This window comes from Acrocarpospora corrugata (assembly GCF_009687845.1).
Taxonomy (GTDB): Bacteria; Actinomycetota; Actinomycetes; order Streptosporangiales; family Streptosporangiaceae; genus Acrocarpospora; species Acrocarpospora corrugata.
Genome location: NZ_BLAD01000112.1, coordinates 1 through 26,826, shown reverse-complemented (window position 1 = coordinate 26,826; position 26,826 = coordinate 1). Strand labels below are relative to the sequence as shown.

Below are 26,826 nucleotides of genomic sequence, written 5' to 3'. Positions count from 1 at the left end.
GTGCTGGGGGTGATCGCGGGTGGGTATTCGGTGTTGCACTATGCCGGGCATGCGCGGTCTTCGGTGGTTTCGGCGGATTCCGCGTTGGAGATCGCGGAGGGGGAGAAGTTGCCGGTTCGGCGGGTGCTTGGCCGGGGTGCGGGGGTGGGGGGTGGGCTTGTGGTGTTGTCCGCTTGTATGAGTGATCTGTCGGACGGGGATCATGATGAGGCGCTGACCATCGCGACGGCATTCCTGGCGGCTGGGGCTCGGGGTGTTGTCGGGTCAAGGTGGGCCATCGAGGACGACGTCCGTACCGCCGTGCTGATGGTGATATTTCATCGTTTCTTGGGGGAGTCGGAGCCGGGGGTGGCGCTGGCTCGGGCGCAGCGGTGGATGCTGGATCCGGCGCGTCAGGTGCCGGTGGAACTCGCGGACGAACTCGTGGACGTTCTGGCCAGGCTCGACTTCGCGGATCCCGCCATCTGGGCCGCGTTCACGCATCAGGGCGTTTCCTGACCGGGTGCACGTAGCCGCCGTACGGGCGGAGGGCTTGGTTGAGTTCGGGCAAGTAGCCGGGATCGTCCAGGGGGACGCTGCTGCCGGGAACCTGCCGGACGGCGTCCCCGTTGTCGCAGCGGTCGCCGAAGAAGATCAGGACAAGGTGGGTCATGCTGGGATTGGACTGCCAGCGCAGCCCCTCCGCCCAGGTCTGCTTGCGGCGCAGCCAGTCCGCCCAGCGGCGGGTCAGCCCGTACTCGTCGGCCTCGGCCCGGATCACCGAGATCTTCGCGCACACCCCGGTGAAGTCTTCGGGCTTGACCAGGTTGAGCACCCGGACATCCCGGACCAGCTCGATCCGCGACAGCGCCCGCCCCTTGATCGCGCGCCGCGGCACCGCGCATTCACCGCGAGCCGAGAACGGAATGTCCCGCATCACCGTCTCCGCCAGCGCGGTACCGGCGTCATGCGCCGCGTACAGATAGGAATAAGGCGGCTCGCACAGCTTCGTGCTGTCGAAACGCCCGCCACCCCAGTGCGGATCGCTCTGGACGGGATTGAAGGACTCCGGCAGGAATTCGGCGTCATGGACCCGCCAGAGCTGCGTACCGGCCGGAATCACGTCGGATCGCGCCGAGTTCGGGCAACTCGGCGGCGGCATCGGGACGGGCATCAGTTCCCCTCGAAAAGCGCGCGGGCAGCCATCAACAGCTCCGGCTCCCTCGGCCGGTCCAGCAACTGCGCCGGTACGGTCCCCAGCCAGGCGTTCGGCCCCAGCCACCACCCCGCGACCCCCCATGGATCCTCGTCGGCCTCCAGCAGCCGGTTGATCCGCAGCACCAGCGGCCGGGGCCGCCCGGACTCCTGGAACTGGAAGGCGGGCAACTGCACGTCGCCGTCCGCGCGTTCCAGCCGGATCAGATCGGGATCCTCCGGATCGTCCACCTGATCCACCCGGAACGCCGGAGCGGCCAGCAGCCGCCTCCGGATGACCCGGCGCAGATCCTCGGGCTGAAGCCGCGCGATCACGCTGCCCCAGTCGATGACGGGGAGCCCCGGATTCAGCCGGGTCCCGGCGGGAAGCGCACGCCGGACCGGATGATCTTCCGGCAGACCGGCCAGCTGAAGCTCGATCCGCAGCTCGACCGCGAGATCGCCGATGGCGGCGACATCGCCACCCGCGTCCCGAAGGTCGTTGATCAGCCCGTCGAGCCGGGCCCGCCGGGCGGTGCTCAGCCGGGCGCGGACATCGTCCAGGTGATCGAGCAACAGGTTGATGAGTTCCGGATCACTCGCCACACCCGGACTTATATCAGATGAACAATATCATCCGCTGATTTATGTAGCTGAGTCAACTGTCAGCCGATCGACGACCACCCGGACACATCGGTCATCGAACGCGATCGTGTAGTGATTGCAGTCCGGGACGACCTCATCGCGCAGCCCCGGCAGCCGCGCGGACCACGACGCGGCCAGGTCGTCGGGGAGCAGGCCGGTCGGCTGGTTCAGCAGCCCGCGCGGAGCCCGCAGCAGGCGCAGCGGCGACTTGACGCCCCGCAGCGCCGCCCCGATCGCGTCCGCCTCGGTCAGCAGCTCGCGGCCGTCGGCGCGCACCGCGTCCTCCCGGGCCCGGGACCGGACCCCGCCCTCGATTTCGAGCGCGTCGTAGCGAACGTAGTCCTCCATGGCCGGCAACCAGTCCTGCATCGCGGGATGCTGCTTGAAGAAGCCGACATACGCCTCGACATCGGCATATGTCTGGCTCAGCCGATCGATCGCCGGGCCCAGGCTGAGCTCCAGCAGCTCATCCGCCGATATACCCGCCGGAACCGGCAACGGCAGACCGCCATCGACCAGAACAGTCCGGGCATACTGCCGCTCGACCGCGTGGAACACCGCGACGAACGCCCCCATCGAATGCCCGGTGAGCACGGTCGTCTCGTCCGCCCCCACATGCGCCGCCACCCGCTCGACATCCTCGGCGTGCCGGCGCAGCCCGTACGGACCGGGAACCCCCGCACTGTGCCCGCGCCCGCGCAGATCCATGGCGATCATGGACCACCCCGCGGGCAGCGACGTGCCCACCCGCTGCCAGGCCATCAGCGACGCGGTGATCCCGTGCACCGCGATGATCAGCCGGGGCCCCGTCCCGAACCGCGCGATCCGCAGCTCGCCGCCGGGCACCGGAACGTGATCCAACTCCATGGCCGTCTCCCTCACGATCGTCCGTCCGACGATACTGGGCGTTCCCGGACAACCTGAAGGACCCTCACGCGGGATTCCAGCGGGCCTTTCCTTATGCTCTGACCATGAACGCGCGTGTTGTGGTGATCGAGCATGAGGCGGAGGCCGGTCTCGGCTACTTCGAAGACTGGCTGGCCGGCGTGGAGACCGTGGTCGTCCGGCCCTACCTGGGGGAACCCGTACCTGACCGGGTCTCGGACGGGCTGCTGGTGCTCGGCGGCGCGGCCGCCGCGTGGGACGACGACGGCTACCCGTGGCTGCCCGCCACCCGCGACCTGATCAAGACCACTGTCGACGACGGCGCGCCCGTGCTCGGCATCTGCCTGGGCGCCCAGCTGATGACCCTCGCCTGCGGCGGTGAGGTGCGGCGCGGCGACCACGACCTGGAGATCGGCGCGGGCTCGCTCCGGCTGCTCCCGGCAGCCCGGACGGATCGGCTCTTCGCGGGCGTGCCGGTGCCCGACCCCACGGCCGTGCAGTATCACTTCGACGCGATGACCACCCTGCCGCGGGAGGCGGTGCCGCTGGTGACCGGCAGTCCGTACCCGAACCAGGCCTATCGGCTCGGCGGCAACGCGTGGGCGGTGCAGTTCCACCCCGAGGCCTCGCCGGACATTTTCCGCGAATGGACGACCGGCTTGACCGGCCATCCAGTCGGCGAGTTGAATGCCCAGGTCAATGCGGCCAGGCCCCGGCTGGAGGCGCATTGGCGCCCGCTCGCGGAGGCGTTCGCCGCCGTCGTGACCGAGCACGCCACACGGGTGCGTGGCCAAACCGCGTGATGGTCTGATTACGGACAGAAACCGCTAACGACGCGCACAAGGCGGCGAGTTACCGTGTGCGAAGTCAACGACATGGCCTAAACGGGGCGCGCCATGTTGGAGTGGTTTCTCTCCGAGAAGGAAGATTAGTTGCGAGTTGACGTCGCGGACATCGAGGCAGAAGAAGGGGCGGTGAACGCCGCGTCCCGGATGCAGACCACGGCCGGGCGCCTGGCCCGTCTCGGCTTCGCCGACGGGGCCAGGGCCGAAAGGCTGCTGGACGAACTCGGACCCGAGGCGGTCGGCGATCTCGACCTGCTCGCGGATCTGATCGCCGCCGCCGATCCCGATCTGGCGCTGACCTCACTGAACCGGCTGGTCGAACGTGACCCGAGCGTGCTCGGCACGTTCCGGACCGACCCCGGCCTGCGGCACCGCATGATCGCCGTCTTCGGCCTCAGCGCCGCCCTCGGCGACCACGCGGTCCGCCACCCCGAACAGCTACACCTGCCCGAGGAGCGCCTGAGCGCCCGCGAGGAGCTGCTGTACGCCGTCGGCGCGGACGCCGAACTGCCGGAACCCGTCGCCGGCCTGCCCGTCCCCGCCGCCATGGACGCGCTCCGCGCCGTCTACCGCGGCCACCTGCTCCAGCTCGCCGGACGGGACGTGACCGGCGAGATCACCTTCGCCGAGACCGCCGCGGAACTGGCCGAACTGGCCGGATCCGCGCTGGAGGCCGGGCTGGCCATCGCCAGAGCCGAGGTGCCAGACTCCGGCGACGTGCGCCTCGCGGTGATCGGCATGGGCAAGTGCGGCGCGCGCGAGCTCAACTACATCTCCGACGTGGACGTCATCTTCGTGGCCGAGCCGAAGGACGACGTCGACGAGACCCGGGCACTCCAGATCGCCACCCGGCTCGCCCAGGCCCTGATGCGGGCCTGCTCCAGCACGACGCCCGAGGGTTCGCTCTGGGAGGTGGACGCCAACCTGCGCCCCGAGGGCAAGCTGGGCCCGCTGATCCGGACCCTCGACAGCCACCTCGCCTACTACCGCCGCTGGGCCAAGACCTGGGAGTTCCAGGCCCTGCTGAAGGCCCGGCCGGTCGCCGGCGACCTGGAACTCGGCGGCGCGTACGTCGAGGCCGTCAACGCCATGGTGTGGCAGGCCGCCGCCCGCGACAACTTCGTCGAGGACGTGCAGGCGATGCGCCGCCGCGTCGAGGCGCACGTCCGGGTGAACGAGGCGGAACGGCAGATCAAGCTCGGGCCCGGCGGGCTCCGCGACATCGAGTTCGCGGTCCAGCTGCTCCAGCTCGTGCACGGCCGCTCCGACCCGCTGCTGCACCGCCGGGCCACCCTGTCGGCCCTGGCCGCGCTCTCCCGAGGCGGATATGTCGGGCGCGACGACGCGAAAGCGCTGGCCGAGGCGTACACGTTCCTCCGCCAGGTCGAGCACCTCATCCAGCTGCACCGGCTCCGCCGCACCCACGTCGTCCCGTCCGATGTCGCCGACCTGCGCCGGATCGGGCGCGGCCTCGGCATGGCCACCGACCCGGTCGGCCAGTTCACCACCACCTGGAAGCGGCACGCGCTCGAAGTCCGGCGGCTGCACGAGAAACTCTTCTACCGCCCGCTGCTCCAGGCCGCAGCCCGGCTTCCGTCCGAGGAGACCCGCCTGTCCACCACCGCCGCCCACGCCCGCCTGGAAGCCCTCGGCTACGCCGACCCGTCCGGGGCGCTGCGCCACATCAGCGCGCTGACCAGCGGCGTCTCCCGTCGCGCCGCGATCCAGCGGACCCTGCTCCCGGTCATGCTCGGCTGGTTCGCCGACGCCCCCGACCCCGACGCCGGCCTGCTCGGCTTCCGCCAGATCAGCGACAAACTCGGCGCCACCCCCTGGTACCTGCGCCTGCTCAGGGACGAGACCGCCGTCGCGGAACAGCTCGCCCGCCTGCTCGGCACCAGCCGCTACATCACCGGCCTGCTGCTGCACGCCCCCGACGCGGTCGCCATGCTCGGCTCCGCCAGCGACCTGGCGGTCCGCCCCGTCGAGGCGCTCCTGGCCGAGACGGCCACCGCCGTCGCCCGCCACGGCTCCGACGCCGAAACCGCCGTCGCCGGCGTCCGCGCCCTCCGCCGCCGCGAACTGTTCCGTACGGCCTGCGCCGACCTGGCCGGATACATCGACATCGAAGCCGTCGGCCAGTCGCTGTCCGCGCTCAACGACGTCACCATCCAGGGCGCGCTCGACGCCGCCACCAACAAGATCGCGGTGGAGCGCCGGGGCGAGTTCCCGACCAGGATCGCCGTCATCGCGATGGGCCGCCTCGGCGGCTTCGAAAGCTCCTACAGCAGCGACGCCGACGTCATGTTCGTGCACTCCCCGCTGCCCGGCGCCGAGGAGAAGGACGCCACCGACGCCGCCCACGCCGTCGCCGAGGAACTCCGCCGCCTGCTCTCCCTGCCCGCCCCCGACCCGCCCCTCGGCATCGACGCCGGCCTGCGCCCCGAAGGCCGCCAGGGCCCGCTGGTACGGACGCTGTCCTCCTACCGCGCCTACTACGACCGCTGGTCCTCCCACTGGGAGGCCCAGGCGCTGCTGCGCGCCCGCTTCTGCGCCGGAGACCTGGCCCTCGGCCTGGAGTTCGTCGACCTCATCGACCCGATCCGGTACCCCGCGGACGGCATCTCCGCCGAAGCCGTGCTCCAGATCCGCAAGCTCAAGGCCCGGATGGAGGCCGAACGCCTGCCCCGCGGCGCCGACCCCGCGCTGCACACCAAACTCGGGCGGGGCGGGCTCTCCGACGTGGAATGGGTGGCCCAGCTCCTTCAGTTGCGGCACGCGGGCCGGGTCCCCGCCCTCCGTACCACGACCACGCTGAACACCCTGCGCGCCGCCGTCGAGGCCGACCTGCTCGACCCCGGTGACGAGACCACCCTGGCCGACGCCTGGCGCTTCGCCTCCCGCGTCCGCGACGCCATCATGCTGGTCCGCGGCCGGGCCGCCGACAGCATCCCCGGCCTGGTCAAGGAACGCGCGCTGATCTCCCGTACGCTGGGCTACCCCCCGGACGGCTCGGAGGACTTCATCGACGACTACCGCCGCGCCACCCGCCGCGCCCGCCTCGTCGTCGAGCGGGTGTTCTACGAGGACTGACCTACTTCCGGAGCATGACGTAAAGGCCGAGCACGACGCCCGCCGCGACCACCACGAGGCACAGGCCCGCGCCGACCCGGCCGATGACTCTGCCGGAGGAGAAGCCGACGAGGGCCAGCGAGAACGCGGCGGCCAGGCCCGCGCCGGCCACGAGTGAGGCGACCAGGACCCGCCACAGGGCGGCCAGGTCGAGCCAGTCGCTCATGCCGACCGCTCCCTGGCCATGCCGACGGGCCCGGTCCACTCGTCGTTGACGTTGCCCGCGTTGACCGGGGCACGCCGGGAGACCAGGTAGAGGGCGCCGGACAGCAGGGCGGCGACGCCGAACACCGTCAGAACCCCCAGATCGCCGCCGATGCGATCGGCGCCCGCCCAGGCGAGCGCGCCGACGAACGCGGCCGCGGGCAGCGTCACCAGCCAGGCCACCCCCATCCTGGCCGCGACGCTCCAGCGCACCTCCGCCAGCCGTTTGCCCAGCCCCGCCCCGATCACCGAACCCGCGCAGACCTGGGTGGTGGACAGCGGAAACCCGAAGTGCGACGAGGAGAAGATCACCGCCGCCGACGAACTCTCGGCCGCGAACCCCTGCGGCGTCTCGATCTCCGTCAGCCCCTTTCCGAGGGTACGGATCACTCGCCAGCCCCCCAGATAGGTGCCCAGCGAGATCGACGTCGCACTGGCGATGATCACCCAGGTCGGCACGCCCGCATCCTGCGTGATCACATTGCTGGCGATCAGCGCGAGCGTGATGATCCCCATGGTCTTCTGCGCGTCGTTGGTCCCGTGGGCCAGCGAGACCAGCGACGCCGACCCGATCTGCCCCAGCTTGAAACCGCGCCCACGGACGTCGTCCGGGACCTTCCGGGTGATCACATAGACGAGGTAGGTCCCGAGGGTGGCCACCACGATCGCCGCCAGCGGAGCCAGCACCGCCGGGATCAGCACGTGCGAGACCAGCTCCTGCCCCTTGACGGCGGACGTCCCCGCCGCGATCAGCGTCGCCCCCACGACCCCGCCGATCAGCGCATGCGACGAACTCGACGGAATCCCGAAATACCACGTCAAAAGGTTCCAGGCGAGCCCGCCGATCAACCCCGCGAACACCACCGTGAGCGTGATCGCCTTCGTCTCGACGATCCCCGTCGCGATCGTCGCCGCCACCTTCAACGACAGGAACGCCCCCACGAAATTCAACGCCGCCGACAGCCCGACCGCTATCTTCGGCCGCAGCGCCCCCGTCGCGATCGAGGTCGCCATCGCGTTCGCCGTGTCATGAAACCCGTTGGTGAAGTCAAAGGACAACGCGGTAATGACCACAACCACCAGCAACACGGCGTTAGCGTCCATACCGGCCTACTTGACACAGAACCCCACAAGTATGCGCGCGAAGGATCACAAGCCCCAAGTTTCACCTTCGACGGCCCTACCAACAACCAGCCGCTCCAACGATCGCACCCACTTTTGTCCGTTCTTTGCGGACTCCAGCTTGCTCTCAGCCCCTCGCCGTCCCCGCATGGCCGCCACCCCACCCGGACGGTGCCCCTCCGATAGCTCAGAGTCGCTCCAGATCAGGCACTCCCAGGTTCGCGCGCGGATGAGCGATCGAGCAGGAGGACGAGGAGGGTAAATAGGGGAGGTGCGGGGGTTCGGCTATTTGGTGGTTGATGTGGTGGTGCGGGATTTGAGGCCGGTTACGCGGCGGAGCATGTCCCACCAGAAGGGGCCGCCGAAGAGGAGGGCGACGAGGGTGAGGAGGAAGCCGGGCCAGTGGCTGGGGGTTCTGAGGCGGTCCCACCAGTCGCCGCCGCGCCAGGACCAGGCGGGGCTGCCGGAGGTGGGGATGGTGGCGCTCACGGGGGCGTGGGCGAAGATCTTGACGAAGGCGGGGGTGCTGAGGACTTCGGTTACGCAGGTGTAGGTGTCGGTGTCGGGTGCGCACTGGTCCTTGATGGGGCCGAGGGCTTCCTCGCCCTGGTCGGCGAAGGCGGCCACCGCGCTTCGGTAGGCGTTGTCGTTGAGCAGGGTCTTGCCGTATTCCAGGGCGTCCATGCTGAACAGCAGGGTGACCAGCAGGCTGAGGATGCCGACCGCCCAGCGCACATATCGCCGGTAGAGCAGCGTGAGGCGGGTCATCTCGCCGTCGAACCAGTCTTCGACGCCCTTGCGGAACGCCTCCATGTTGACCGCGCTGGGTGCGGGAGTCTCTGCGGGCGCCGTCCCTGTGTTGGCGGAGGTGGGCTGGCCCGTGTCGGCGAAAGGCGTCTGGGCGGACAGGTGCGGGGGAGTTCGAGCGGTGAGAGCGGGGACCGAAAGAACGCCGCCTGATTTCTCCCAGATAGCGGCCAATGGGCGATAGAGCGGGCTCTTGAGGGTTTGGAGTTGGCTTAACAGAGGTTCGACGCCACCCCGGTCGGAGGCGATTTCCAGGAGCGCGACGGAGAAGCGTGACGGCGGGATTTCCGCGATGGTTGTTTTGCCGAGTTTGGCCTCGTCGATTTCCTGGAGGCGCTCATGCAGGAGGTCGGTGAGGGACTCGCCGTGCTCGCGCGGGTCGGCCTGCTCCGCGCCATGGGCCGAATCGACGGCCGCGGCTGCGATCGATGTCCCGTCAGTCGATGTCCCGTCAGTCGATGCCGCAGTATCGCCGCCGGCCGCCTGTTCGGGACCCGGCGATTCGATTAAGGCGGCCGCCTGTTCCGCGGGCGTACTGGCGATCAGGATCTCGGACGGGGAGACCGTGGACGGCGCCGCCTCGGTCCCGGCGGCCGGTCCCGCCGATTTTGCTTCGGCGGCGACGAGGGAATCGGCGGCGGCGGCCAGCGGCGGGCTGGAGAGCGGAGCCGGAGATGGGCTGAAGGCGGGGCGCGGATCCGTGCCGAAGGGCAGCTTCGCGAAAACCCCGAGAAGCGTCGCGGGCAGGCGCGAGCGGATCATTTTCGGCGGCGGCAGAAGATCCGCGAGAGCACTGCGCAGCCGTCTGCTCAACCGGCTGAACCCTTTGAGCCGGGCATCCAGCCACCGCAGCACACCCGGCACTTTCTCCACGACCTCGCCGCCGTCGAGCGTGTCACGCAGGTAGGCCCACAGGAATTTGCTACGGATCCCGAGCAGCCTGACGACACCCTCGTTCAGCCCGCTGACCAGAAGCGACAGCAGCAGAAACGCAAGAATGAGACCTATGGCAAGGTCGACATAATACGAAACCAAAGTGATCACCCGCGTCGTTAATACACCGTTCCACCACCCACCCGCAACAATTTCTACAAACCAACTACCCAAACCAACCAGACCGCTCTAATCCACCTCATCCAACGCCCACACATTGAGGAACTGCGCCCCACCCCGCAAAACCTCATAACGAAGCCCCACCTCCCGCCACCACTCCCCACCACGAACCCAACCGCCCGATTCCTCGAGACCTCCCGCGCCCCGGCCATCCATCACGGGCCTGGCACCTCTCAATCCCTCGGGACCCCCCGCGCCCCGGCCATCCATCGAGGACCCGGCACCTCTCGATCCCCCGGGACCTCCCGAGGGCCTGGCACCTCTCGATCCCTCGAGATCCCCCGCGCCCCCGCCATCCATCACGGGCCTGGCACTTCCTGCTCCCCCGCGACCACCTGAGGTCCCGACACCTCTCGATCCCTCGCGATCCACCGAAGGCTCGCCACCTACCGGTTCCTCGCTAACCAGCGAAGGTTTGGGCCTCACCGAGGGCTTGTGGCCTTCTGCCTTGCTGATGTCGTTGGCGGTGAGGGTGAGTTCGGTGGGAAGTACCTGGCTGCTTCGGCCGGGGTAGGTGGCGAGGCCGGCGAACTGGCGGGTGAGGAGGGCGTGGGCGAGGCCGTGGAGGGTGGTCGTCCAGCGGGGGACGTGGGGTTCGGGGACGCCGAACACGCGGAGTTCCGGGAGGCCCAGGCGGGTCATTCCGTGGGTGGCGAGTTGCAGGCCGGTGGAGTCGAATCCGGAGGTGACGCGCAGCCAGGGTGCGACGGCGAAGTTGTCGAAGGGTGGCGATGGAACCGAAGGGCTCGGGGTGAGTTCGGGATGGATCGTCACCGGGGGAGTTGCCGGGAGTAGGGAAGCAGGGAGCGGGCGGGCGGTGTCGGCGTCGATGGGGACGCCGCCGAGCGTGGTGGCGAGGGCTCTGGCGGCTGAGGCGCCGGCCCAGAGGTGGGAGAGCGGCCAGCCCGGTGTGGACGTGCAGGTCACCAGAAGGTGGGGTGCGCCTTCAAGGCGCGATAGCAGGGAGCCGAACCCGGGGGAGCAGTCGGCGCAGCAGAGCAGCTCGGTGACGGCCATGACGCGTGGGTCCGCTGCGGTCACCTCCTCGATCGCGAGGTCGGACAGCGCGGCGGTGGGCGAATCCTGGCGAGTCGCGGTCGGGGCGACGACCAGGAAGGCGGCGGTCAGAGACTTCGGCAGGGGCAGCAGGATCACCCAGGCAAGGTGCCACTTCGCCGCCCGCCCCCGAACATGCGAACGGCGTTCTGTGGATAGCCCACGTTATCCACAGCCCCCTCTCCAACTTCAAAGCTTCACGCCGATCACGGCAATAGGCAGATGTCGTGATCATTGCGCAATTCTGAGTAAAGCCGGGAGGGGCCGTGATTGTTAATCTGCTTGTGTTCCAGCCGAGTTCTGGAGGTGCGTCGTGGTGGGGACGATCACGCTCGGGCAGTGGCAGGCCAGCAGAGATGCGCTGCGGCGGACCGGCGACCGGTTTCTGGCCCTGGTCGGGTCCTTACCCGATTCGGAGGCGATGGCCACCGCGGAGTGGACGGTGGCCGACACCGTCGCCCATGTACGGACCATCGCCGCCCTCTACACCGCGATCCTGCAACCGGGCAAAGTCCCGCACCCGTTCCCGTACGCAGAACGGCAGATCACGACAGCCACCGTCGACACCGTCGCCGAGATGAACGACGTCGTCCTGCGCAATTTCACCGAGCGCGACCCCCGCGTCCTCCAGGACCTCCTCGCCAGCGACATCGAGGACATCCTGAACGGCACGAAGGACGCCGACCCCGCAGCCCCGGTCCCATGGCTGGGCGATTCCCGTGTCCCGGTCGCCGGAGTGGTCGCCCATCTCGTCAACGAACTGCTCGTCCACGGCTGGGACATCTCCCGCGCGGCCAGAACCCACTGGGATTTCCCGTCCGAGGACGCCGCACTCTTCTTCGAACTGTTCCTCATCGGAATGCTGCGCCACGACGCGGGCAGCCTACTCGGCCCCCCGGTCCCCGGCCGCCGCATCGCCGTCGAGTTCCATTCCCCCCACACGACACCGGTCACCCTCGTACTCCGAGACCGCCAGGTAACCCTCGAAGAGACCGGCCGCGGCGCCGACGCCCGCCTCTCCTTCGACCCGGCGACCCTCAACCTGATGTTGTTCGGCCGGATGAGCAAAGCCCGGGCAGCCCTGTCCGGCAAGGTAACGGCCCGCGGCCCCCGCCTCTGGCGCCTCGCGGAATTCCTCAGAATCGTCCACCTCCCGTCGAACTCGTACCCAAAGACGGGAACCACCCGTACCTCCTAGATCGGAAAACACGGCGGCCCGGAACCGCGTCGGTTCCGGGCCGCCGCGTTGACCGTCCACACTCGGCGAGGGACACGTCCTAGCTCGGCTTTTGAGACAGGGTGGCTCAACTGTCGGCGACGGTGTATCGGCTCGTGATCGCCACGCGGTTGAAGGCGTTCATCACTGTCGCCAGCCAGGCGACCGCCGAGACCTGATCCGCGGAGAGCACCGCGGCGGCCGCCGCGTAGTCCGCATCGCTCACATGGTCATCCGACATCCACGCGATCGCCTCGGCCAGGCGCAGGGCCGCGCGTCGGTCTCGGAGAAGTAACCGGTCTCTGCCCACGCGGCCAGCACCGCCAGGCGGTCCGTGCTCTCGCCCGACGAGATCGACTGGTTTCCCAGGACTGCGGGAGTCGTTCAGACGGGTTGGTCCTGCACTCGTGGATCCGACTGCAATAGCGCCACTGACGGCCTGCGTCCTCCGGTTAGTCCCCCACGGCAAATGCAAGAGCCTCAGGGACCGACCCGAACATGTTAAATGCCTTGCTCAATCCTGTGATGCGGAAGATTTTTGCGATTGCTTCGCGCGAACAGGAGATGAGCATGAAGCCGTCATGCAATCGCCACCTGAAGGTAGATCGCCGCTTTGGAGCCCCCCTCCAATCTGCTCCTGTTGCGCCGCCGATCGGGTCGATGTGGCTCTGGAGTAGTCATATCTGTTAGTGGTAGAAAGGGGTAGAGAATTTACAAGATCTTTATGCATTTGGCAGCGGTGTCGAGCTCTCTGAAAGATCGAAGCTACAAGTCCGCAGGTCGGTGCCTATATGTACTCGATTGGATCCGGGCTGCTTCGGGTTCCGGCCAGGTAGTTGGCTCGATTCGGCCGGACACCAAACCCCTGATGTCGCCGCGCGCTCGAATATCGAGACATCCTTGATCGGCTCTCCAAGTTGCCCTTCAGGCCCCCAGCCATCGTCGGGCACCGAAACGCAGTCGGCCTCCGGCCGTAACCGATCTGATAAGCCACCATGGCCATGGCAACAGGAAAGCCAGTAGGTGCCGAGCCGCTGTGGGCCATCTATGCGATGGACGCGGCTGGCCGCACTGTTCGTCCGTGCTCACGTCATGGCCATGAAGGGCTCGGCCGTGCGCACCCCTGACATGCGGGTGTTCGGCCTCCCACACCTGGAATCCGAAGCGGTGCATGAGCGCATAGCGGCGCTGCTCACCCAGGCCAGCGGTGAGCACGTGCCCATGTCAATCGGCGTCGGCCGAAGACTCGGATCAGGCGGTCGATACGGCGGATCACCAGGCCAGTCCGGCGGAAGCGCTATCACCGGTCCCGCCAGCGCAGAACGGCCCGGCATCGATCTCGATGCCGGGCCGTTCTGTTACTTCTGGCGTTGTTCAGCGACTACAAACAACGACGATCAACGACAAGATCACACGTCGTAGTAGAGCTCGAACTCGTGCGGATGCGGCCGGAGCCGGATCGGGTCGATCTCCTGGGTGCGCTTGTATTCGATCCACGTCTCGATCAGGTCGGGCGTGAAGACGCCGCCTTCGAGGAGGTAGTCGTGGTCGGCCTCAAGGGCGTCCAGGACGTCCGAGAGGGAGCCGGGGACCTGCGGGACCTGGCGGGCCTCCTCGGGGGGAAGCTCGTAGAGGTCCTTGTCGACCGGCTCCGGCGGCTCGATCTTGTTGCGGATGCCGTCGATGCCGGCCATGAGCTGGGCCGCGAACGCGAAGTACGGGTTGCACGACGGGTCCGGAACCCGGAACTCCAGGCGCTTGGCCTTCGGGTTGGAGCCCGTGATCGGGATGCGCACGCAGGCCGACCGGTTGCGCTGGGAGTACACCAGGTTGACCGGGGCCTCGTAGCCGGGCACCAGGCGGTGGTAGGAGTTCACCGTCGGGTTGGTGAAGGCCAGCAGCGAGGGCGCGTGCTTGAGCAGGCCGCCGATGTAGTAGCGGGCGATGTCGGACAGGCCCGCGTAGCCGACCTCGTCGTAGAAGAGCGGCTCGCCGTCCTTCCAGAGCGACTGGTGGCAGTGCATGCCCGAGCCGTTGTCACCGAAGATCGGCTTCGGCATGAAGGTGACCGTGTGGCCGAACTCCAGCGCCGTGCTCTTGATGATGTACTTGTAGAGCATCAGCTTGTCGGCGGTCGCCAGCAGCGTGCCGAACTTGAAGTCGATCTCGGCCTGGCCGGCGGTGCCCACCTCGTGGTGCTGCATCTCGGTCTCGATGCCGGCGTCGATGAGACGGCGGACCATCTCCGACCTGAGGTCGGTGAAGTGGTCCATCGGCGGGACCGGGAAGTAGCCGCCCTTGTAGCGGGGCTTGTACCCGAGGTTGCCGCCCTGCGTCGCGGTGCCGGTGTTCCAGGCGCCTTCGATCGAGTCGATGTAGTAGAAACTCGAATGCTGGTTCGTCTGGAAGCGCACGTCGTCGAAGATGTAGAACTCGGCCTCAGGGCCGAAGTACACCGTGTCGGCGATCCCGGTTCCCTTGAGGAACTCCTCGGCCTTGCGGGCGACGTTGCGCGGGTCGCGGCTGTACGCCTCGCCGGTCAGCGGGTCGTGCACGAAGAAGTTGATGTTCAGCGTCTTGTGCTTGCGGAACGGATCGATCACGGCCGTCGACGGGTCGGGCAGCAGCAGCATGTCCGACTCGTGGATGGCCTGGAAGCCGCGGATGGAAGAACCGTCGAACATCAGGCCGTCGGTGAAGACATTGGGGCCGAAGTTCTCGACGGGGAATGTGAAGTGGTGCGTCGTACCCGGCAGGTCGGTGAACCTGACGTCGACGAACTGCACCCCTTCGTCCCGGATGAAATTCAGGACGTCGTCGGCGGAGTTAAACACTCTCTCGAACCTCCCAGGGGCATGGGCTTAGCAGACTGAAAGTAGGCCCGGGGCGTTTCCACCCCATGTCTCGTTTGTTTCGCACGTGTTAATGGAGCCGCGGTTCAACGCTAACCGTGACGGGGAAGTGACACGACGCCCCAGGCCGCACCTTGACCCAGATTTTCCCGCATACGTACGCCAAGGACAGGCCCGCCACCCCCGCCGGATACCGTTGAGCATATGAAACAACGGCAGCCCTCGAAGCGGCGGCCCGCCGGTCAGCAGCCGCCCAAGAACCAGCGGAAGCCTCAGAGCAGCGGCCCCCGTGAGCCGCAACAAAGCGAGCCGCAACCCCGCGAGCCGCGCTGGACACAGACCTGGCTGGGCGGAACCAGGTCCGCGGGCGTCGACTTGGGCTACCCGGGCGAACGCCTCGGCCTCCCCCGGGAGGGCTCAGGCGCGGTCGCCGGATTCGGCCGCAGGATCGGCGCGATCCTGGTCGACTGGCTGATCAGCACCTGGGCGATCGCCCAGGGCGTCTTCCAGGTCAGCACCCAGGACGCCTCATGGGTCGGCATGGCGGTGTTCGCGGGCGCGTACGTGCTGCTGGTCGGCACGCTCGGGATGACCCTCGGCATGCGCCTGTTCCGGATCAGGATCGCCGCCCTGGACGGCTCCCAGCCGAATCTGCTCTCTGTGCTGGTCCGGACGTTCCTGCTGTGCCTGGCCGTACCGGCGCTGATCTGGGATCGGGATCAGCGGGGGCTGCACGACCGCGCGGCCGGGACCGTGGCCGTCAGGCTCTGACGCAGCCGTCAGGCTCTGACGCAGGTGAAGATGGCCGTGCCGGGGAAGTGGCGGCCGCGCAGCGGGCTCCAGCCGCCCCAGTCGCGGTCGTGGCCCTCCGGCCATTCCGGCTCGGTCAGCGCGGTGAGGATCAGCCCGGCCCCGGAGATCAGGCCGACCCAGTCGCCCAGCGTGCGGTGGTGCTCCACGTAGGAGACCCGGCCGTCCTCGAACTCCACGTACGGAACCCGGTCGAAATAGGACCGGTCGGCGGTCAGCCCGCGCGGGCCGGGGTCGTCGGGGAAGGCCCACCGGATCGGATGGCTGACCGCGAAGACGAACCGGCCGCCCGGCCGGAGCACCCGCCGGGTCTCGGCCAGCACCGCCCCTGCGTCCGCGACGAACGGCAGCGCGCCGAAGGCGGAGCAGGCCAGCTCGAAGGACGAGTCCAGAAAAGGCAGATATTCCGCGTCGGCCTGGACGAGCGGCAGCGGCGCCGGCGCATCCTGGTCGATCCGGCGCGCGTGCTGAAGCTGCCGGTAGGACAGGTCGAGTGACACAACCTCGGCGCCCTGCCTGGCCAGCCACCGCCCGCACTGCCCGGCGCCGCCGCCGACTTCGAGGATCCGCCGCCCGCGCACCTCGCCGAGCAGCCCGGCGTCCGCCTCGTCCAGCCCTTCTGGGCACCAGACGAAGCCGTCGTCGCGCAGGAACTCGCCGTGCTCGGCCTGGTAGCCGTCGGCGACGCCGTCCCACCAGCTGCGGTTCGCCCGCGAGGTCTCGGTCCTGGAGACCCGCTTCCTGGACACGGGTCAGCGCGCCTTGGGCGCCTTGGGCGTCTTCGGCATCCGCGCGCCCTTGGGCATCGGGCCTTTCGGCAGCGGAATCGACGGGGTCAGCGCGCGCATCCGGTTGTTGACCTCGGAGATGGCCGGCTTCTTGAGGTTGCGGGGCAGCTTCATCAGGTGCCGCTGCAGCTTCGCGATCGGCACCTGCCCTTCGGCGTCGCCGCACTGGATGTCGTAGACGGGCACGTCGATCGCGACCCGCTGGACCCGCTTCTTCTCGGCCAGCAGCATGCGCTGCACCCGGTTGCCGGGGCCTTCGGAGACCAGGATCACGCCCGGGTAGCCGACCACCCGGAACACCAGGTCCTGTTCGCGGTTGACCGCGACCGGCTTCTCCTCGACATACCAGTTGCCGCGCATGCCCTGCAGCACCGCGTACGACGCGCCGGGCTGGCCGTGCAGCATCGAGTACTGCGCCCGCTGGGCCAGCTGGCCGAAGACGACCATGCCGGCCAGCAGCGCCACCGGGATGCCGAGGATCAGCGCGTAGATGAGACTGTTCGTCAGCAGGCCGATCACGACGGCGAGCGCGAGCACGCCGACGGCGGTCGCGTAGACGATCGGCATCCCCTTGGGGTTGGCCTTCTTGATGATCTGCGCGACCATCCGGAGTTGCTTGATGCGGCCTGGGCTAGCCGGGTCTTTCGCCATGACGTGAAGGATACAAATCCCGGGGTCGATTCGTGAAAACGAATCAGCTTCGAACCGCGGACCTGCGCTCGATCGCCTGCTGGTAGAGCTTGCCGGCGCGGTAGGAAGAGCGGACCAGCGGGCCGGAGAGCACCCCGGCGAAGCCGATCGCCTCCGCCTCCGCCTGGAGCTCCACGAACTCCTCCGGCTTCACCCAGCGCTCGACCGGGTGGTGCCGCGGCGTCGGCCGCAGATACTGGGTGATGGTCAGCAGGTCGCAGCCGGCCTCGTGCAGGTCGCGCATCGCCTGCACGACCTCCTCGCGCTCCTCGCCCATGCCCAGGATCAGGTTGGACTTGGTGACCAGGCCGGCCTCGCGGGCGGTGGTCAGCACGCCGAGGGAGCGCTCGTACCGGAACGCGGGCCGGATCCGCTTGAAGATCCTCGGCACGGTCTCGATGTTGTGCGCGAACACCTCGGGGCGGGCCGAGAAGACCTCTTCGAGCTGGGCGCGGTCGCCGTTGAAGTCGGGGACCAGGAGTTCCACGCCGCAGCCGGGCAGCAGCGCGTGGATCTGGCGGGCGGTCTCCGCGTACAGCCAGGCGCCGCCGTCGGGCAGGTCGTCGCGGGCGACGCCGGTGACGGTCGCGTAGCGCAGGCCCATCTGCTGGACCGACTCGGCGACCCGGCGCGGCTCGTCCGTGTCGTACGCCGCCGGCTTGCCGGTGTCGATCTGGCAGAAGTCACAGCGCCGGGTGCACTGGTCGCCGCCGATGAGGAAGGTCGCCTCGCGGTCCTCCCAGCATTCGTAGATGTTGGGGCACCCGGCCTCCTCACAGACCGTGTGCAGGCCCTCCCGCCGGACCAGCGACTTGAGCTCGGTGTATTCCGGCCCGGTTTTGAGGCGGGTCTTGATCCACGGGGGTTTGCGCTCGATCGGGGTCTGGCTGTTGCGAACTTCAAGGCGGAGGAGTTTACGGCCTTCAGGTACGACGCTCACTCCGCCAGCTTATGCCAGACCTCAGCTGAGCAGACCGAGGCCCCTGAGCATGCGGGCGTATCTGGTCCGCAGCTCCTCGTCGACCCGCTCAGACTCGCCCGCCTCGATCGTCGTCACGGGCGGCGCGGGCCGCTCCAGTTCGCGTGGCGCGGCCCGGTCGAGCGCGCCGCGCCTGATCTCCGTCACGTCCTCGCCGCGCAGCGCCGCGGCCTGCAGGGGCGCCAGATATCGCCGGGAGGCGGCGAGTTCGGTCAGTTCGGCCAGCGCCTCAGGACCGGCCACCCGAGCCGCGATCTCCCGCGCCCGCGCGCGCTCCGCGGCCCGCCGCCCCCGGGTCAGCCGGTCGAGCAGGACGTCCGCCACGATCGCGGGCCACCCGACCAGCCACCCCAGCACCCGCCCGAGCAGCCCCGCCGTCTCGTACGACGTCCTCGGCGCCCACGCTCCCAGCGCCAGCGCCATGTCCTCGTGCGCCCGCCTGCGGCTCGAATTCACGCCGCCGCCGAACAGCGCCCCCCGCAGCTCGGCCAGCGTCGTCCGCGCCCCGCCGATGATCACTCCGTCCTCGGTGCGCGCGTTCGCGCAGGCCAGCGCCAGCAGCGCCACCCGCTGCGCGGGCGCGAGCGCCAGCCAGATCGGCAGCCCGACGGTCAGCACCGCCCGCCGCCTGACCCCGGCCCTGGTCAGCTCCGCGCCCAGACCCTGATCGTGTACGGCCAGCGCCCACGGCTTCGGCGCCCCCGTCGAGGCGGCCACCCGTTCGGCGAGGGCGTACAGGGCGGGAGCCGTCTCCCGGGGGATCAGCTCGACGGCGGGGGAGAGGCGGGCGGCGCGGGGCCTGAGCATGAAGCCGATCCCGAGGAGGACCCCGCCGAGCAGCCACGACAGCAGGAAGCCGGGATTACCGACGATCACCCAAAAGCCGAGCGCCGCGAACGCGAGCGTGAACGCGTGCACCGCGATCGCGACGACATAGGCCGCGAACCTGGTGGACATACCGTGACACTAGCCGTGCAGGTCTTCCTCGTACATGTCATAGATCTCCGCGCCCAGCGCCTCGCCGAGCCGCTTCTCCGCGTACGGAATGACCTCGTCGACGGTGATCCTGCGGCCGGTCTCCGCCGACAGCGAGGTCACCCCCGCGTCCGGGATGCCGCACGGGACGATCCGGTTGTACCAGCTCAGATCGTTCGCGCAGTTCAGCGCGAAGCCGTGCATCGTGACGCCCTTGGCGACCCGGATCCCGATCGCGCCGAGCCGGCGGTCCGGCACCCCGTGGAAGGAGTCGCCGCGGGCCCACACCCCGGCGCGGCCGTCGACCCGCCCGGCCACCACCCCCAGATCGGCGCACACCTGGATCAGCACCTCTTCGAGCATCCGGACATACGGGATTACCGCGTCGATCCGGATGATCGGATAGCCGACCAGCTGGCCGGGCCCGTGCCAGGTGACCTGGCCGCCCCGGTCCACGTCGATGACCGGCGTGCCGTCACTCGGCCGGTCCTCCTGCCGGGTCCGCTTGCCCGCCGTGTAGACGGGCGCGTGTTCCAGCAGCAGGCACAGATCATTCAGCTCGCCGCTCACCCGCCGGTCGTGCGCGAGCCGCTGCAGGGCCCACACCTGCTCGTACGGAACATCGACACCAAGTCGGACGATAGCCAGCCCACTCACGTGTCCAGGGTAGACGCGAGTTGCCGGGGTTCGATACGAAACTCCTTCACCCCACCCGCACCATCTCTCTCAATCCGGTACGCGGAGCCTTCCGGCTCGATGCTGACCGCCTGAATGAACTCGGTTCCCACGTAGTGCAGGGCGACCCCTTCGTCGGCCGCGTACCCGTCCGGAAGCTCGCCCGAGGCGACCGACCGGTGCAGCAGCGTCCGCCGCTGCTCGTCGGAGTCGTAGTGCACCCCGCACGAGTACGGCAGCAGCCCCATCCCCTCCGCCCACGGCCGCAACGCCGGCCCGAAGGAGTCGGTGTTCCCGCCCACGTGCCAGCACAGCGCGCCCGCGCTCTGCCCGGCCAGCACCACGCCGGCCCGCCACGCCTCCTCCAGCGCCTCGTCCAGCCCGTGCAGCCGCCACAGCGCCATCAGGTTGGCCACGCTGCCGCCGCTCACGTAGATCGCGTCCTGTTCCAGGATCCAGCCGCGCGGGTCCGGGATGTTGGGCATCGGGAAGACGCTCAGGTGGCTGAGCTCGACGTCCCAGTCGCGGAACGCGCCGTACATCTTCAGCAGCCACTCGTCGGCGTCGCCGGACGCGGTCGCGAGCAGGCCCACCTTCGGCCGGTCCTGTCCCGTCAGGTCCAGGACGTAGCGGAGCAGCGGGGTCGCCTCAAAGATCCCGTACCGGTCGGTCAGGCGGAACGAACCGCCCCCGATTGCCACGATGTGCGACTGCCCAAGCCGTCCCATTGTTCACTCCCATGTCAGAAAGAAAGAAGAGTGCACAAGCCTACGACCCGTCCGCGCGTGCCCGCGCTGGTATCCCGGAACGCGACCGGTTCGGCGGGGTATTACTGATATGCGCCGAAGCGTTAGCCGGATTTATCGGGAAATCTTTCTTCGGCGAGATCGAAGAATGCGCGGTCAGTCGTTGAGTGCGGACTTCAGGGCGGTGGGGAGGTCGGGTTCGATGAAGTGGTAACCGGCGTCCTGGAGCACGCGGGGCAGGACCCGCTGGCCGACGAGCAGGCCCTCGTCGGCGAACTCGCCCAGGGCCAGCCGGAGGGCGAAACCGGGGGTGGGGATGGGGAGGGTCGGGCGCCTCATGGCGCGGCCGATGGCTTTGGTGTACTCCGCGTTGGTGACCGGTTCCGGAGAAGTCACATTCACAGGTCCCGAAATTTCCTCGTTTTGGAGGAGAAAAAGGACGGCGGCTACCCAGTCGTTCAGGGAGATCCAGGAGAAGTATTGGCGGCCGGAGCCCAACGGGGCGCCCATCCCCATTCTGAAGATGGGCAGGACCTTGGCCAGCGCGCCGCCCTTCCTGCTGAGCACGACGCCCGAGCGGAGGCGGACCACGCGGACGCCCGCGTCGGCGGCGCGGGCCGTCGCGCCCTCCCACTGGGCGACCACGTCGGCCAGGAAGCCGGCGCCCTGACGGTCGTGCTCGTCCACCGAACGGTCCTTGGTGTCGCCGTAGAAGCCCACCGCGGAGCCGGACAGCAGGACGCGCGGCGGGGCGCCCATCCCGGCCAGCGCCGCGGCCAGCGTGGCCGTGCCGCGGGTGCGGCTCTCCAGGACCGTGCGCTTGTAGGACGCCGTCCAGCGCCGGTCGCCGATCCCGGCCCCGGCCAGATGCACGACCGCGTCCGCGTGCTCCAGGGCGGCGGGGTCGAGGATGCCTTTCCCGGGGTTCCAGAACGCCTCGTCAGGGGCTGCGGGCTCGTGCCGTACAAGGCGGCGGACCTGGCGGCCTTCGGCGGTCAGCGCGCGGATGAGAGCCGAGCCGAGCAGACCGGAGGAACCCGTTACCACGATCGTCATGTCACCCACGCTAGTTCCTTCGGCGGCGGAACCCCGTCCGGATGCTCATGACACGAACGAGCCCCCCGCCGTGATCGGCGGAGGGCTCGTCCCAAGCGACGGTCAGGCCAGGCCGAGCTGCCCCTCGAACCGGCCCTCCTCCAGGCGGCGCTTGATCGTCGTCAGGAAGCGGGCGGCGTCCGCGCCGTCCACCAGGCGGTGGTCGTAGGTGAGCGCCAGGAACACCGTCGAGCGGACCGCGATGACCTCGCCCTCCGGCGTGTCCACGACCACGGGGCGCTTCACGACCGCGCCGGTGCCCAGCATGCCGACCTGCGGCTTGTTGAGGATCGGCGTGTCGAACAGGGCGCCGCGGCTGCCGGTGTTGGTCAGCGTGAACGTGCCCCCGGCCAGGTCGTCGGGGCTGATCTTGTTGGTCCGGGTGCGCTCCGCCACGTCGGCGATCTTCCGGGCCAGCCCGGCGATGTTGAGGTCGCCCGCGCCCTTGACCACCGGCACGATGAGACCCTTCTCGGTGTCCACCGCGATGCCGAGATTCTCGACGTCGTGGTAGGTGACCTCGCTGGTCTCGTCGTTGATGACCGCGTTCAGCTTCGGATGCACCTTCAGCGCCTCGACCGCCGCCAGCGCGAAGAACGGCATGAACGACAGCTTCACGCCCTCCCGCGTCTCGAACGCGCCCTTGGCCCGCTGGCGCAGCTTGGCGATCCTGGTCACGTCCACCTCGACCACGGTGGTGAGCTGCGCGGTGGTGTGCAGCGAGTCCATCATGCGGTCGGCGATGACCTTGCGCAGCCGGGACATCTTCTCGGTCGTGCCGCGCAGCGTGGTGTCCACCTGGACCGGCTCGGGCGCGGCCACCGGAGCGGCCTGCGCCGGCGCGGCCGGAGCCGCCACCGCCGTGGGCGCGGGAGCCTGCTGCGCCTGGGCCGCGGCGGCGGCCTGCTCGCGCTGCACCCGGGCCGCCTCGATGACGTCCTGCTTGCGGATCCTGCCCCCCACCCCGGTGCCGGACAGCGCCTCCAGGTTCACGCCGTGCTCGTTGGCCAGCTTGCGGACCAGCGGCGTCACGTACGGGCTGTCGCCGGAGGGCAGCGGCGTCGGCTCGCTGGCCGGCGTCGTCGCGATCGGCGTGTACGCCTGCGGAGCGGGCCGCGGCGGCGTCGGGAACTGCTGCGGGGCCGGCTGGGGAGCCGGCGCGGGCTGCGGGATCGACGAGACCGGCTGCGGGGCCGGCTGCGGAGGCGGCGCCTGCGCGGGCACCGCCGCCTGCGGGACGGGCTGCGGCTCCGGCTCGGGCTCCGGCTCGGGCTGCGGCTCGGCCGCCGGGGCGGCCTCGGCGGGCGCGGCGCCGGCGGCGGAGTCGATGACCGCCAGCTCGGCGCCGACCTCCACCGTCTCGTCCTCAGCCACGACGATCTTCGTCAGGTAGCCCGCGGACGGCGAGGGAATCTCGGTGTCGACCTTGTCCGTCGAGACTTCGAGCAGCGGCTCGTCGGCCTCGACGTGGTCGCCCTCCTTCTTCAGCCAGCGGGTGACGGTGCCCTCGGTAACGCTCTCGCCGAGCTGGGGCATGGTTACGGAGACAGGCATGATGTGTCTTTCCTATGAGGGCTGGGTCAGTTGTGGACGTGCAGCGGCTTGCCGGCCAGAGCCAGCATGGCCTCGCCGAGGGCCTCGGACTGGGTCGGATGCGGGTGGATCAGCTGAGCCACGTCACCCGCCGTCGCCTCCCAGTTGTAGATCAGCTGGGCCTCCGCGATGAGCTCGCCGACCCGGCCGCCGACCATGTGCACGCCGAGGATCCGGCCGTCACGCTCGGCCACCACCTTGACCTCGCCCTGGGTCTGCAGGATCTTGCTCCGCCCGTTCCCGGCCAGGTTGTACGTCAGCTCCACCACGTCGTGGCCGCGCTCGCGGGCCTGGGCGCTGCTGATGCCCACCGCGGCGACCTCGGGGTCGGAGTAGGTGATCCTGGGCACGCCGTCGTAGTCGATCGGCACCGGGCTCAGCCCCGCGATCACCTCGGCCACCATGATGCCCTCGGCGAAGCCGACGTGCGCGAGCTGCGGGGTCGGGATCAGGTCGCCCACCGCGTAGATGCCGGGGACGTTGGTCCGGCAGTACTCGTCGACCAGGACGTAGCCGCGGTCCACGGTCACCCCGGCCTCCTCGAAGCCCAGGCCCGCCGAGACCGGGCCGCGGCCGACGGCGACCAGCATGAGCTCGGCGTCGAGCGTCTTGCCGTTCTCCAGCGAGACCACCACGCCGGTGTCGGTCGTCTTGACGCTCTCGAAGCGCGCGCCCAGCTCGTACTTGATGCCCCGCCGGCGGAAGGCACGCTCCAACAGCTTGCTGTTGGACTCGTCCTCCAGCGGCAGCAGGTGGGGGAGCGCCTCCACGATCGTCACCTCGGCGCCGAACGAGCGCCACACGCTGGCGAACTCCACGCCGATCACGCCGCCGCCCAGCACCACCACGGAGGTCGGCACCCGGTCGAGCACCAGGGCGTGGTCACTGGTGATCACCTTGGTGCCGTCGACGTCCAGGCCGGGCAGCGACTTGGACACCGAGCCGGTGGCCAGCACCAGGCTCCGGCCCTGGTAGACCTGCCCGTCCACGGTGACCTGGTTCGGCCCGGTGACCCGGCCCTCGCCCTCGATCACGGTGATCTTCTTGCTCTTGATCAGCCCGGTCAGGCCCTTCCAGAGCCCGCTGACCACTTTGTCCTTGTACGCGAGCACGCCCGGCACGTCGATCCCGTCGAAGCGGGTCTTGACCCCGAACGCCTCGCCCTCGCGCGCCTGGTCGGCCAGCTCCGCCGCGTGCAGCAGCGCCTTCGTGGGAATGCACCCGTTGTGCAGACAGGTGCCGCCGACCTTCCCCTTCTCGATCAGCACCACGCTCTTGCCGAGCTCGGCCGCCCGCAGGGCACAGGCGTAACCGCCGCTACCGCCACCTAGGACGACGATGTCGAAGGGGCCGCTGCCATCAGCCACTGGAAAGCTCCCTAATGATTTTCACGTGCCGTTGTGACGGCATCTTTTCACTTGTCACTGAAGATCGTGGTTCAGACGCGGGCGCTACCGCGCGTATCGCTCCGCGACCCCGAACAACGTACGGGTGAGCGCCCCTGTTCCGCCCTTGGGGGTGTAACCGTGCGGTTCGCCCTTGTTGAAGGCCGGACCCGCCATATCCACGTGTGCCCAGCGGACGCCGTCGGGAACGAACTCGCGCAGGAAAATTCCGGCCGCGAGCATGCCGCCCCAGCGCTCGGGGTGCAGGTTGGCGATGTCGGCGACCGGCGAGTCCAGGCCCTTGCGCAGCTCGTCGGGGAGCGGCATGCCCCAGGCGTTCTCGCCCTGGGCCTGCGCGATGCCGACGATCTCGGCCCGCAACTCGTCGTCGTTGGACATGACGCCGCAGGTCCGCCAGCCGAGCGCGATGATCTGCGCGCCGGTCAGGGTGGCCACGTCGACGATCAGGTCCGGGTTGTCCTCGGCCGCGCGGGCGATCCCGTCGATCAGCACCAGCCGCCCCTCGGCGTCGGTGTCCAGCACCTCGACGGTCTTGCCGCTGTAGGTGTGCAGCACGTCGGAGGGGCGCTGCGCGGTCCCTGACGGCATGTTCTCGGCCAGGCACAGGTAGCCGACGGTGTTCACCTTCAGCCCGAGCCGGGCCACCGCCAGCAGCGCGCCGAGCACCGCGGCCGCGCCGCCCATGTCGGACTTCATCCAGTCCATGCTGGCGGCCGGCTTGAGCGACAGGCCGCCGGAGTCGAACGTGATGCCCTTGCCCACGAACGCGATCAGCTTGTCGGCCTCCGGATGCCGGTAGGCGACGCGGACCAGCCGGGGCGGGTTGACCGAACCCTGGCCGACGCCCACGATGCCGCCGTAGCCGGCCTCCTTGAGCGCGACCTCGTCCAGGATCTCGACCGTCAGGCCCGCCTTGCTCGCGGTCTCCTCGGCGATCTCGGCCAGCCGGGCCGGCCACAGGTCCGACGGCGGCGTGTTCACCAGGTCGCGGACCAGGTTCACCGACTCGGCCAGGGCGGTGGCCCGCCGCGCGGCGGCCTCGGCGCCCTCGGCGCCGGTCAGCACCGTGATCTCGCCGACCGGGGCCTTCTTCTGGCCGCCCGTCTGATACTTGCTGAACCCGTACGCGCCGAGCAGCGCGCCCAGGGCGATCGCCTCCACCTCGGTGGCGGTCGGGGCCGGCAGGGCCAGGGTCGCCTCGGCGGTCCCGGCCAGGGAGCGCACGGCGACGCCCGCGGCCCGGCGGAGAGTCTCCGCGTTGTAGTCGGCCGAGGGAGCCTCACCCAGGCCGACCGCGACGACGATGGGCGCGGGCAGGGCGCCGAAGGTCGGGAATTTGGCGATCTCCTCGGGCTTGCCGGTGAATCCCATCGCGATCAGGGTGGCGGATAGCTTTCCGCCGAGCGCCTGATCGAGGCCGTCGGCACCGGGAGCGGTCTGTGGACCCTCCGGGGAAGCATGGATGCCGATAACGAGAGCACCGGTCTCGATGGAGACCGTGTCAGATGCATTGACGCGCACTGTGGTCACCGGGCCGATGCTAGCTGGGCTTTCACGGTACGCATAAACGAGGGTTCGTCCTACCAATTGTCGGCGGCCTGTCAAAGATCAGGTAAGTAGTGCGGCGGCGGTCACCAGGACCGTCGTGGTGGTGACCTCGACCAGGGATCCGAGCACGTCACCCGTGACGCCCCCGAGCCTGCGCACCGCCCGGCGTCGCACTCCCCACGCCACCAGCAGCCCCAAACCGACTGCGGAAACGAGGTAGATCCAGCCATCTCGTGACATGGCGAGAAAAGTCAGCGCGACGGTAATGGCAGTTGCGGTCACCGCCCTAACCCACCCTACCGTCCCCGCCACCAGCGCTCCGAGCCCCTCCTCCCGCGCCGACGGCACTCCCTCACGACACCCCCACGTCACCGCCAACCGCCCGGCAACACAAGCCACCCCCAGCACCACAGCCCCCACCTGTGCCCCCATCTGCGCCACCGCCCCCACCTGAAGCAGCAAATTCAACAC

At 69.2% G+C, this 26,826-nt stretch carries 25 protein-coding genes; 5 read left to right on the top strand and 20 right to left on the bottom strand.

The window, feature by feature from the left end:
- Positions 1-498, top strand: a 498-nt coding sequence (locus Acor_RS38800) for a CHAT domain-containing protein (protein WP_218034759.1), incomplete at its 5' end; no start/stop codon positions are given.
- Here the strand turns inward: Acor_RS38800 and Acor_RS38795 are convergent.
- From Acor_RS38795 to Acor_RS38790, 3 genes are read right to left on the bottom strand one after another with little or no spacing between them, the layout of a single operon-like run.
- A complete protein-coding gene (locus tag Acor_RS38795) occupies positions 476-1,153 on the bottom strand; it encodes an RES family NAD+ phosphorylase (protein WP_170317315.1) in 678 nt (225 codons plus the stop codon). The two genes, Acor_RS38800 and Acor_RS38795, sit on opposite strands and share 23 nt — an antisense overlap.
- A complete protein-coding gene (locus Acor_RS42640) occupies positions 1,153-1,779 on the bottom strand; it encodes a hypothetical protein (protein ID WP_170317314.1) in 627 nt (208 codons plus the stop codon). The genes Acor_RS38795 and Acor_RS42640 overlap by 1 nt, the downstream gene beginning before the upstream one ends.
- A gap of 39 nt (positions 1,780-1,818) precedes the next feature.
- Complete coding sequence (locus Acor_RS38790) at positions 1,819-2,685, bottom strand: alpha/beta hydrolase (RefSeq protein ID WP_155341764.1); 867 nt, start codon at positions 2,683-2,685, stop codon at positions 1,819-1,821.
- A 104-nt stretch (positions 2,686-2,789) separates the two neighbouring features.
- On the opposite strand from Acor_RS38790, the gene Acor_RS38785 reads away from it, so the two are divergent.
- A complete protein-coding gene (locus Acor_RS38785) occupies positions 2,790-3,506 on the top strand; it encodes a type 1 glutamine amidotransferase (protein ID WP_155341763.1) in 717 nt (238 codons plus the stop codon).
- 189 nt (positions 3,507-3,695) lie between these two features.
- Positions 3,696-6,641 carry a bifunctional [glutamine synthetase] adenylyltransferase/[glutamine synthetase]-adenylyl-L-tyrosine phosphorylase gene (locus Acor_RS38780; protein WP_155341767.1) on the top strand — a complete coding sequence of 982 codons (2,946 nt, stop codon included), beginning with the start codon at positions 3,696-3,698 and terminating at the stop codon, positions 6,639-6,641.
- Between the two features lies 1 nt (position 6,642).
- Here the strand turns inward: Acor_RS38780 and Acor_RS38775 are convergent, their stop codons facing one another.
- The 4 genes from Acor_RS38775 to Acor_RS38760 all read right to left on the bottom strand — a co-directional run bounded on the left by Acor_RS38775 (position 6,643) and on the right by Acor_RS38760 (position 11,081).
- Entirely contained in the window at positions 6,643-6,846 is a 204-nt protein-coding gene (locus Acor_RS38775; protein WP_155341762.1) for a hypothetical protein, read from the bottom strand.
- Complete coding sequence (locus tag Acor_RS38770; RefSeq protein ID WP_246239733.1) at positions 6,843-7,973, bottom strand: inorganic phosphate transporter; 1,131 nt, start codon at positions 7,971-7,973, stop codon at positions 6,843-6,845. Before Acor_RS38770 ends, Acor_RS38775 begins: the two co-directional genes overlap by 4 nt.
- 318 nt (positions 7,974-8,291) lie before the next feature.
- Positions 8,292-9,848 carry a hypothetical protein gene (locus tag Acor_RS38765; RefSeq protein ID WP_170317312.1) on the bottom strand — a complete coding sequence of 519 codons (1,557 nt, stop codon included), beginning with the start codon at positions 9,846-9,848 and terminating at the stop codon, positions 8,292-8,294.
- An 87-nt stretch (positions 9,849-9,935) separates the two neighbouring features.
- A complete protein-coding gene (locus tag Acor_RS38760; protein ID WP_155341759.1) occupies positions 9,936-11,081 on the bottom strand; it encodes a hypothetical protein in 1,146 nt (381 codons plus the stop codon).
- 217 nt (positions 11,082-11,298) lie between these two features.
- Here Acor_RS38760 and Acor_RS38755 point away from each other — a divergent pair, with 217 nt between their 5' ends.
- The gene (locus Acor_RS38755) at positions 11,299-12,180 is read left to right on the top strand and encodes a maleylpyruvate isomerase N-terminal domain-containing protein (protein WP_246239730.1); all 882 of its coding nucleotides are present in this window, start codon (positions 11,299-11,301) and stop codon (positions 12,178-12,180) included.
- A gap of 106 nt (positions 12,181-12,286) precedes the next feature.
- On the opposite strand, the gene Acor_RS43770 is transcribed toward Acor_RS38755, so the two are convergent.
- Entirely contained in the window at positions 12,287-12,424 is a 138-nt protein-coding gene (locus tag Acor_RS43770; protein ID WP_218034758.1) for a hypothetical protein, read from the bottom strand.
- Positions 12,425-13,607: 1,183 nt separating this feature from the next.
- On the bottom strand, positions 13,608-15,032 hold the full coding sequence (gene glnA, locus Acor_RS38745) for a type I glutamate--ammonia ligase (RefSeq protein WP_155341757.1): 1,425 nt from the start codon (positions 15,030-15,032) through the stop codon (positions 13,608-13,610).
- A gap of 222 nt (positions 15,033-15,254) precedes the next feature.
- Here glnA and Acor_RS38740 point away from each other — a divergent pair, with 222 nt between their 5' ends.
- Positions 15,255-15,821, top strand: a complete 567-nt coding sequence (locus Acor_RS38740; protein WP_155341756.1) for an RDD family protein — start codon at positions 15,255-15,257, stop codon at positions 15,819-15,821.
- Positions 15,822-15,829: 8 nt separating this feature from the next.
- On the opposite strand, the gene Acor_RS38735 is transcribed toward Acor_RS38740, so the two are convergent.
- The 11 genes from Acor_RS38735 to Acor_RS38685 all read right to left on the bottom strand — a co-directional run.
- The gene (locus Acor_RS38735) at positions 15,830-16,609 is read right to left on the bottom strand and encodes a class I SAM-dependent methyltransferase (protein WP_155341755.1); all 780 of its coding nucleotides are present in this window, start codon (positions 16,607-16,609) and stop codon (positions 15,830-15,832) included.
- Positions 16,610-16,612: 3 nt separating this feature from the next.
- Complete coding sequence (locus Acor_RS38730; RefSeq protein WP_155341754.1) at positions 16,613-17,299, bottom strand: DUF4191 domain-containing protein; 687 nt, start codon at positions 17,297-17,299, stop codon at positions 16,613-16,615.
- A 43-nt stretch (positions 17,300-17,342) separates the two neighbouring features.
- Complete coding sequence (lipA, locus tag Acor_RS38725; protein WP_155341753.1) at positions 17,343-18,278, bottom strand: lipoyl synthase; 936 nt, start codon at positions 18,276-18,278, stop codon at positions 17,343-17,345.
- Between the two features lie 21 nt (positions 18,279-18,299).
- Positions 18,300-19,274 carry a M48 family metalloprotease gene (locus Acor_RS38720; protein WP_155341752.1) on the bottom strand — a complete coding sequence of 325 codons (975 nt, stop codon included), beginning with the start codon at positions 19,272-19,274 and terminating at the stop codon, positions 18,300-18,302.
- Between the two features lie 9 nt (positions 19,275-19,283).
- The gene (gene lipB / locus Acor_RS38715) at positions 19,284-19,949 is read right to left on the bottom strand and encodes a lipoyl(octanoyl) transferase LipB (protein WP_155341751.1); all 666 of its coding nucleotides are present in this window, start codon (positions 19,947-19,949) and stop codon (positions 19,284-19,286) included.
- Positions 19,946-20,695 (bottom strand): Type 1 glutamine amidotransferase-like domain-containing protein, encoded by a 750-nt coding sequence (locus Acor_RS38710; protein WP_155341750.1) that lies wholly within the window; start codon positions 20,693-20,695, stop codon positions 19,946-19,948. Before Acor_RS38710 ends, lipB begins: the two co-directional genes overlap by 4 nt.
- Positions 20,696-20,869: 174 nt before the next feature.
- Entirely contained in the window at positions 20,870-21,769 is a 900-nt protein-coding gene (locus tag Acor_RS38705) for a TIGR01777 family oxidoreductase (RefSeq protein WP_155341749.1), read from the bottom strand.
- 102 nt (positions 21,770-21,871) lie between these two features.
- Positions 21,872-23,362 (bottom strand): 2-oxoglutarate dehydrogenase, E2 component, dihydrolipoamide succinyltransferase, encoded by a 1,491-nt coding sequence (sucB, locus tag Acor_RS38700; RefSeq protein WP_155341748.1) that lies wholly within the window; start codon positions 23,360-23,362, stop codon positions 21,872-21,874.
- Between the two features lie 26 nt (positions 23,363-23,388).
- On the bottom strand, positions 23,389-24,768 hold the full coding sequence (gene lpdA / locus Acor_RS38695; RefSeq protein ID WP_155341747.1) for a dihydrolipoyl dehydrogenase: 1,380 nt from the start codon (positions 24,766-24,768) through the stop codon (positions 23,389-23,391).
- Positions 24,769-24,852: 84 nt separating this feature from the next.
- Complete coding sequence (locus Acor_RS38690) at positions 24,853-26,337, bottom strand: leucyl aminopeptidase (RefSeq protein WP_155341746.1); 1,485 nt, start codon at positions 26,335-26,337, stop codon at positions 24,853-24,855.
- 78 nt (positions 26,338-26,415) lie between these two features.
- Positions 26,416-26,826 (bottom strand): adenosylcobinamide-GDP ribazoletransferase (locus Acor_RS38685; RefSeq protein WP_218034757.1); only part of this gene is annotated, 411 nt, incomplete at its 5' end.

Excerpts from the sequence above, each read along its gene's own strand:
- Acor_RS38795 (WP_170317315.1), bottom strand. The coding sequence starts at position 1,153 with ATGCCCGTCCCGATGCCGCCGCCGAGTTGCCCGAACTCGGCGCGATCC.
- Acor_RS38790 (WP_155341764.1), bottom strand. The coding sequence starts at position 2,685 with ATGGAGTTGGATCACGTTCCGGTGCCCGGCGGCGAGCTGCGGATCGCG.
- Acor_RS38785 (WP_155341763.1), top strand. The coding sequence starts at position 2,790 with ATGAACGCGCGTGTTGTGGTGATCGAGCATGAGGCGGAGGCCGGTCTC.
- Acor_RS38780 (WP_155341767.1), top strand. The coding sequence starts at position 3,696 with ATGCAGACCACGGCCGGGCGCCTGGCCCGTCTCGGCTTCGCCGACGGG.
- Acor_RS38775 (WP_155341762.1), bottom strand. The coding sequence starts at position 6,846 with ATGAGCGACTGGCTCGACCTGGCCGCCCTGTGGCGGGTCCTGGTCGCC.
- Acor_RS38740 (WP_155341756.1), top strand. The coding sequence starts at position 15,255 with ATGAAACAACGGCAGCCCTCGAAGCGGCGGCCCGCCGGTCAGCAGCCG.
- Acor_RS38730 (WP_155341754.1), bottom strand. The coding sequence starts at position 17,299 with ATGGCGAAAGACCCGGCTAGCCCAGGCCGCATCAAGCAACTCCGGATG.
- Acor_RS38720 (WP_155341752.1), bottom strand. The coding sequence starts at position 19,274 with ATGTCCACCAGGTTCGCGGCCTATGTCGTCGCGATCGCGGTGCACGCG.
- Acor_RS38710 (WP_155341750.1), bottom strand. The coding sequence starts at position 20,695 with ATGGGACGGCTTGGGCAGTCGCACATCGTGGCAATCGGGGGCGGTTCG.
- Acor_RS38705 (WP_155341749.1), bottom strand. The coding sequence starts at position 21,769 with ATGACGATCGTGGTAACGGGTTCCTCCGGTCTGCTCGGCTCGGCTCTC.
- sucB (WP_155341748.1), bottom strand. The coding sequence starts at position 23,362 with ATGCCTGTCTCCGTAACCATGCCCCAGCTCGGCGAGAGCGTTACCGAG.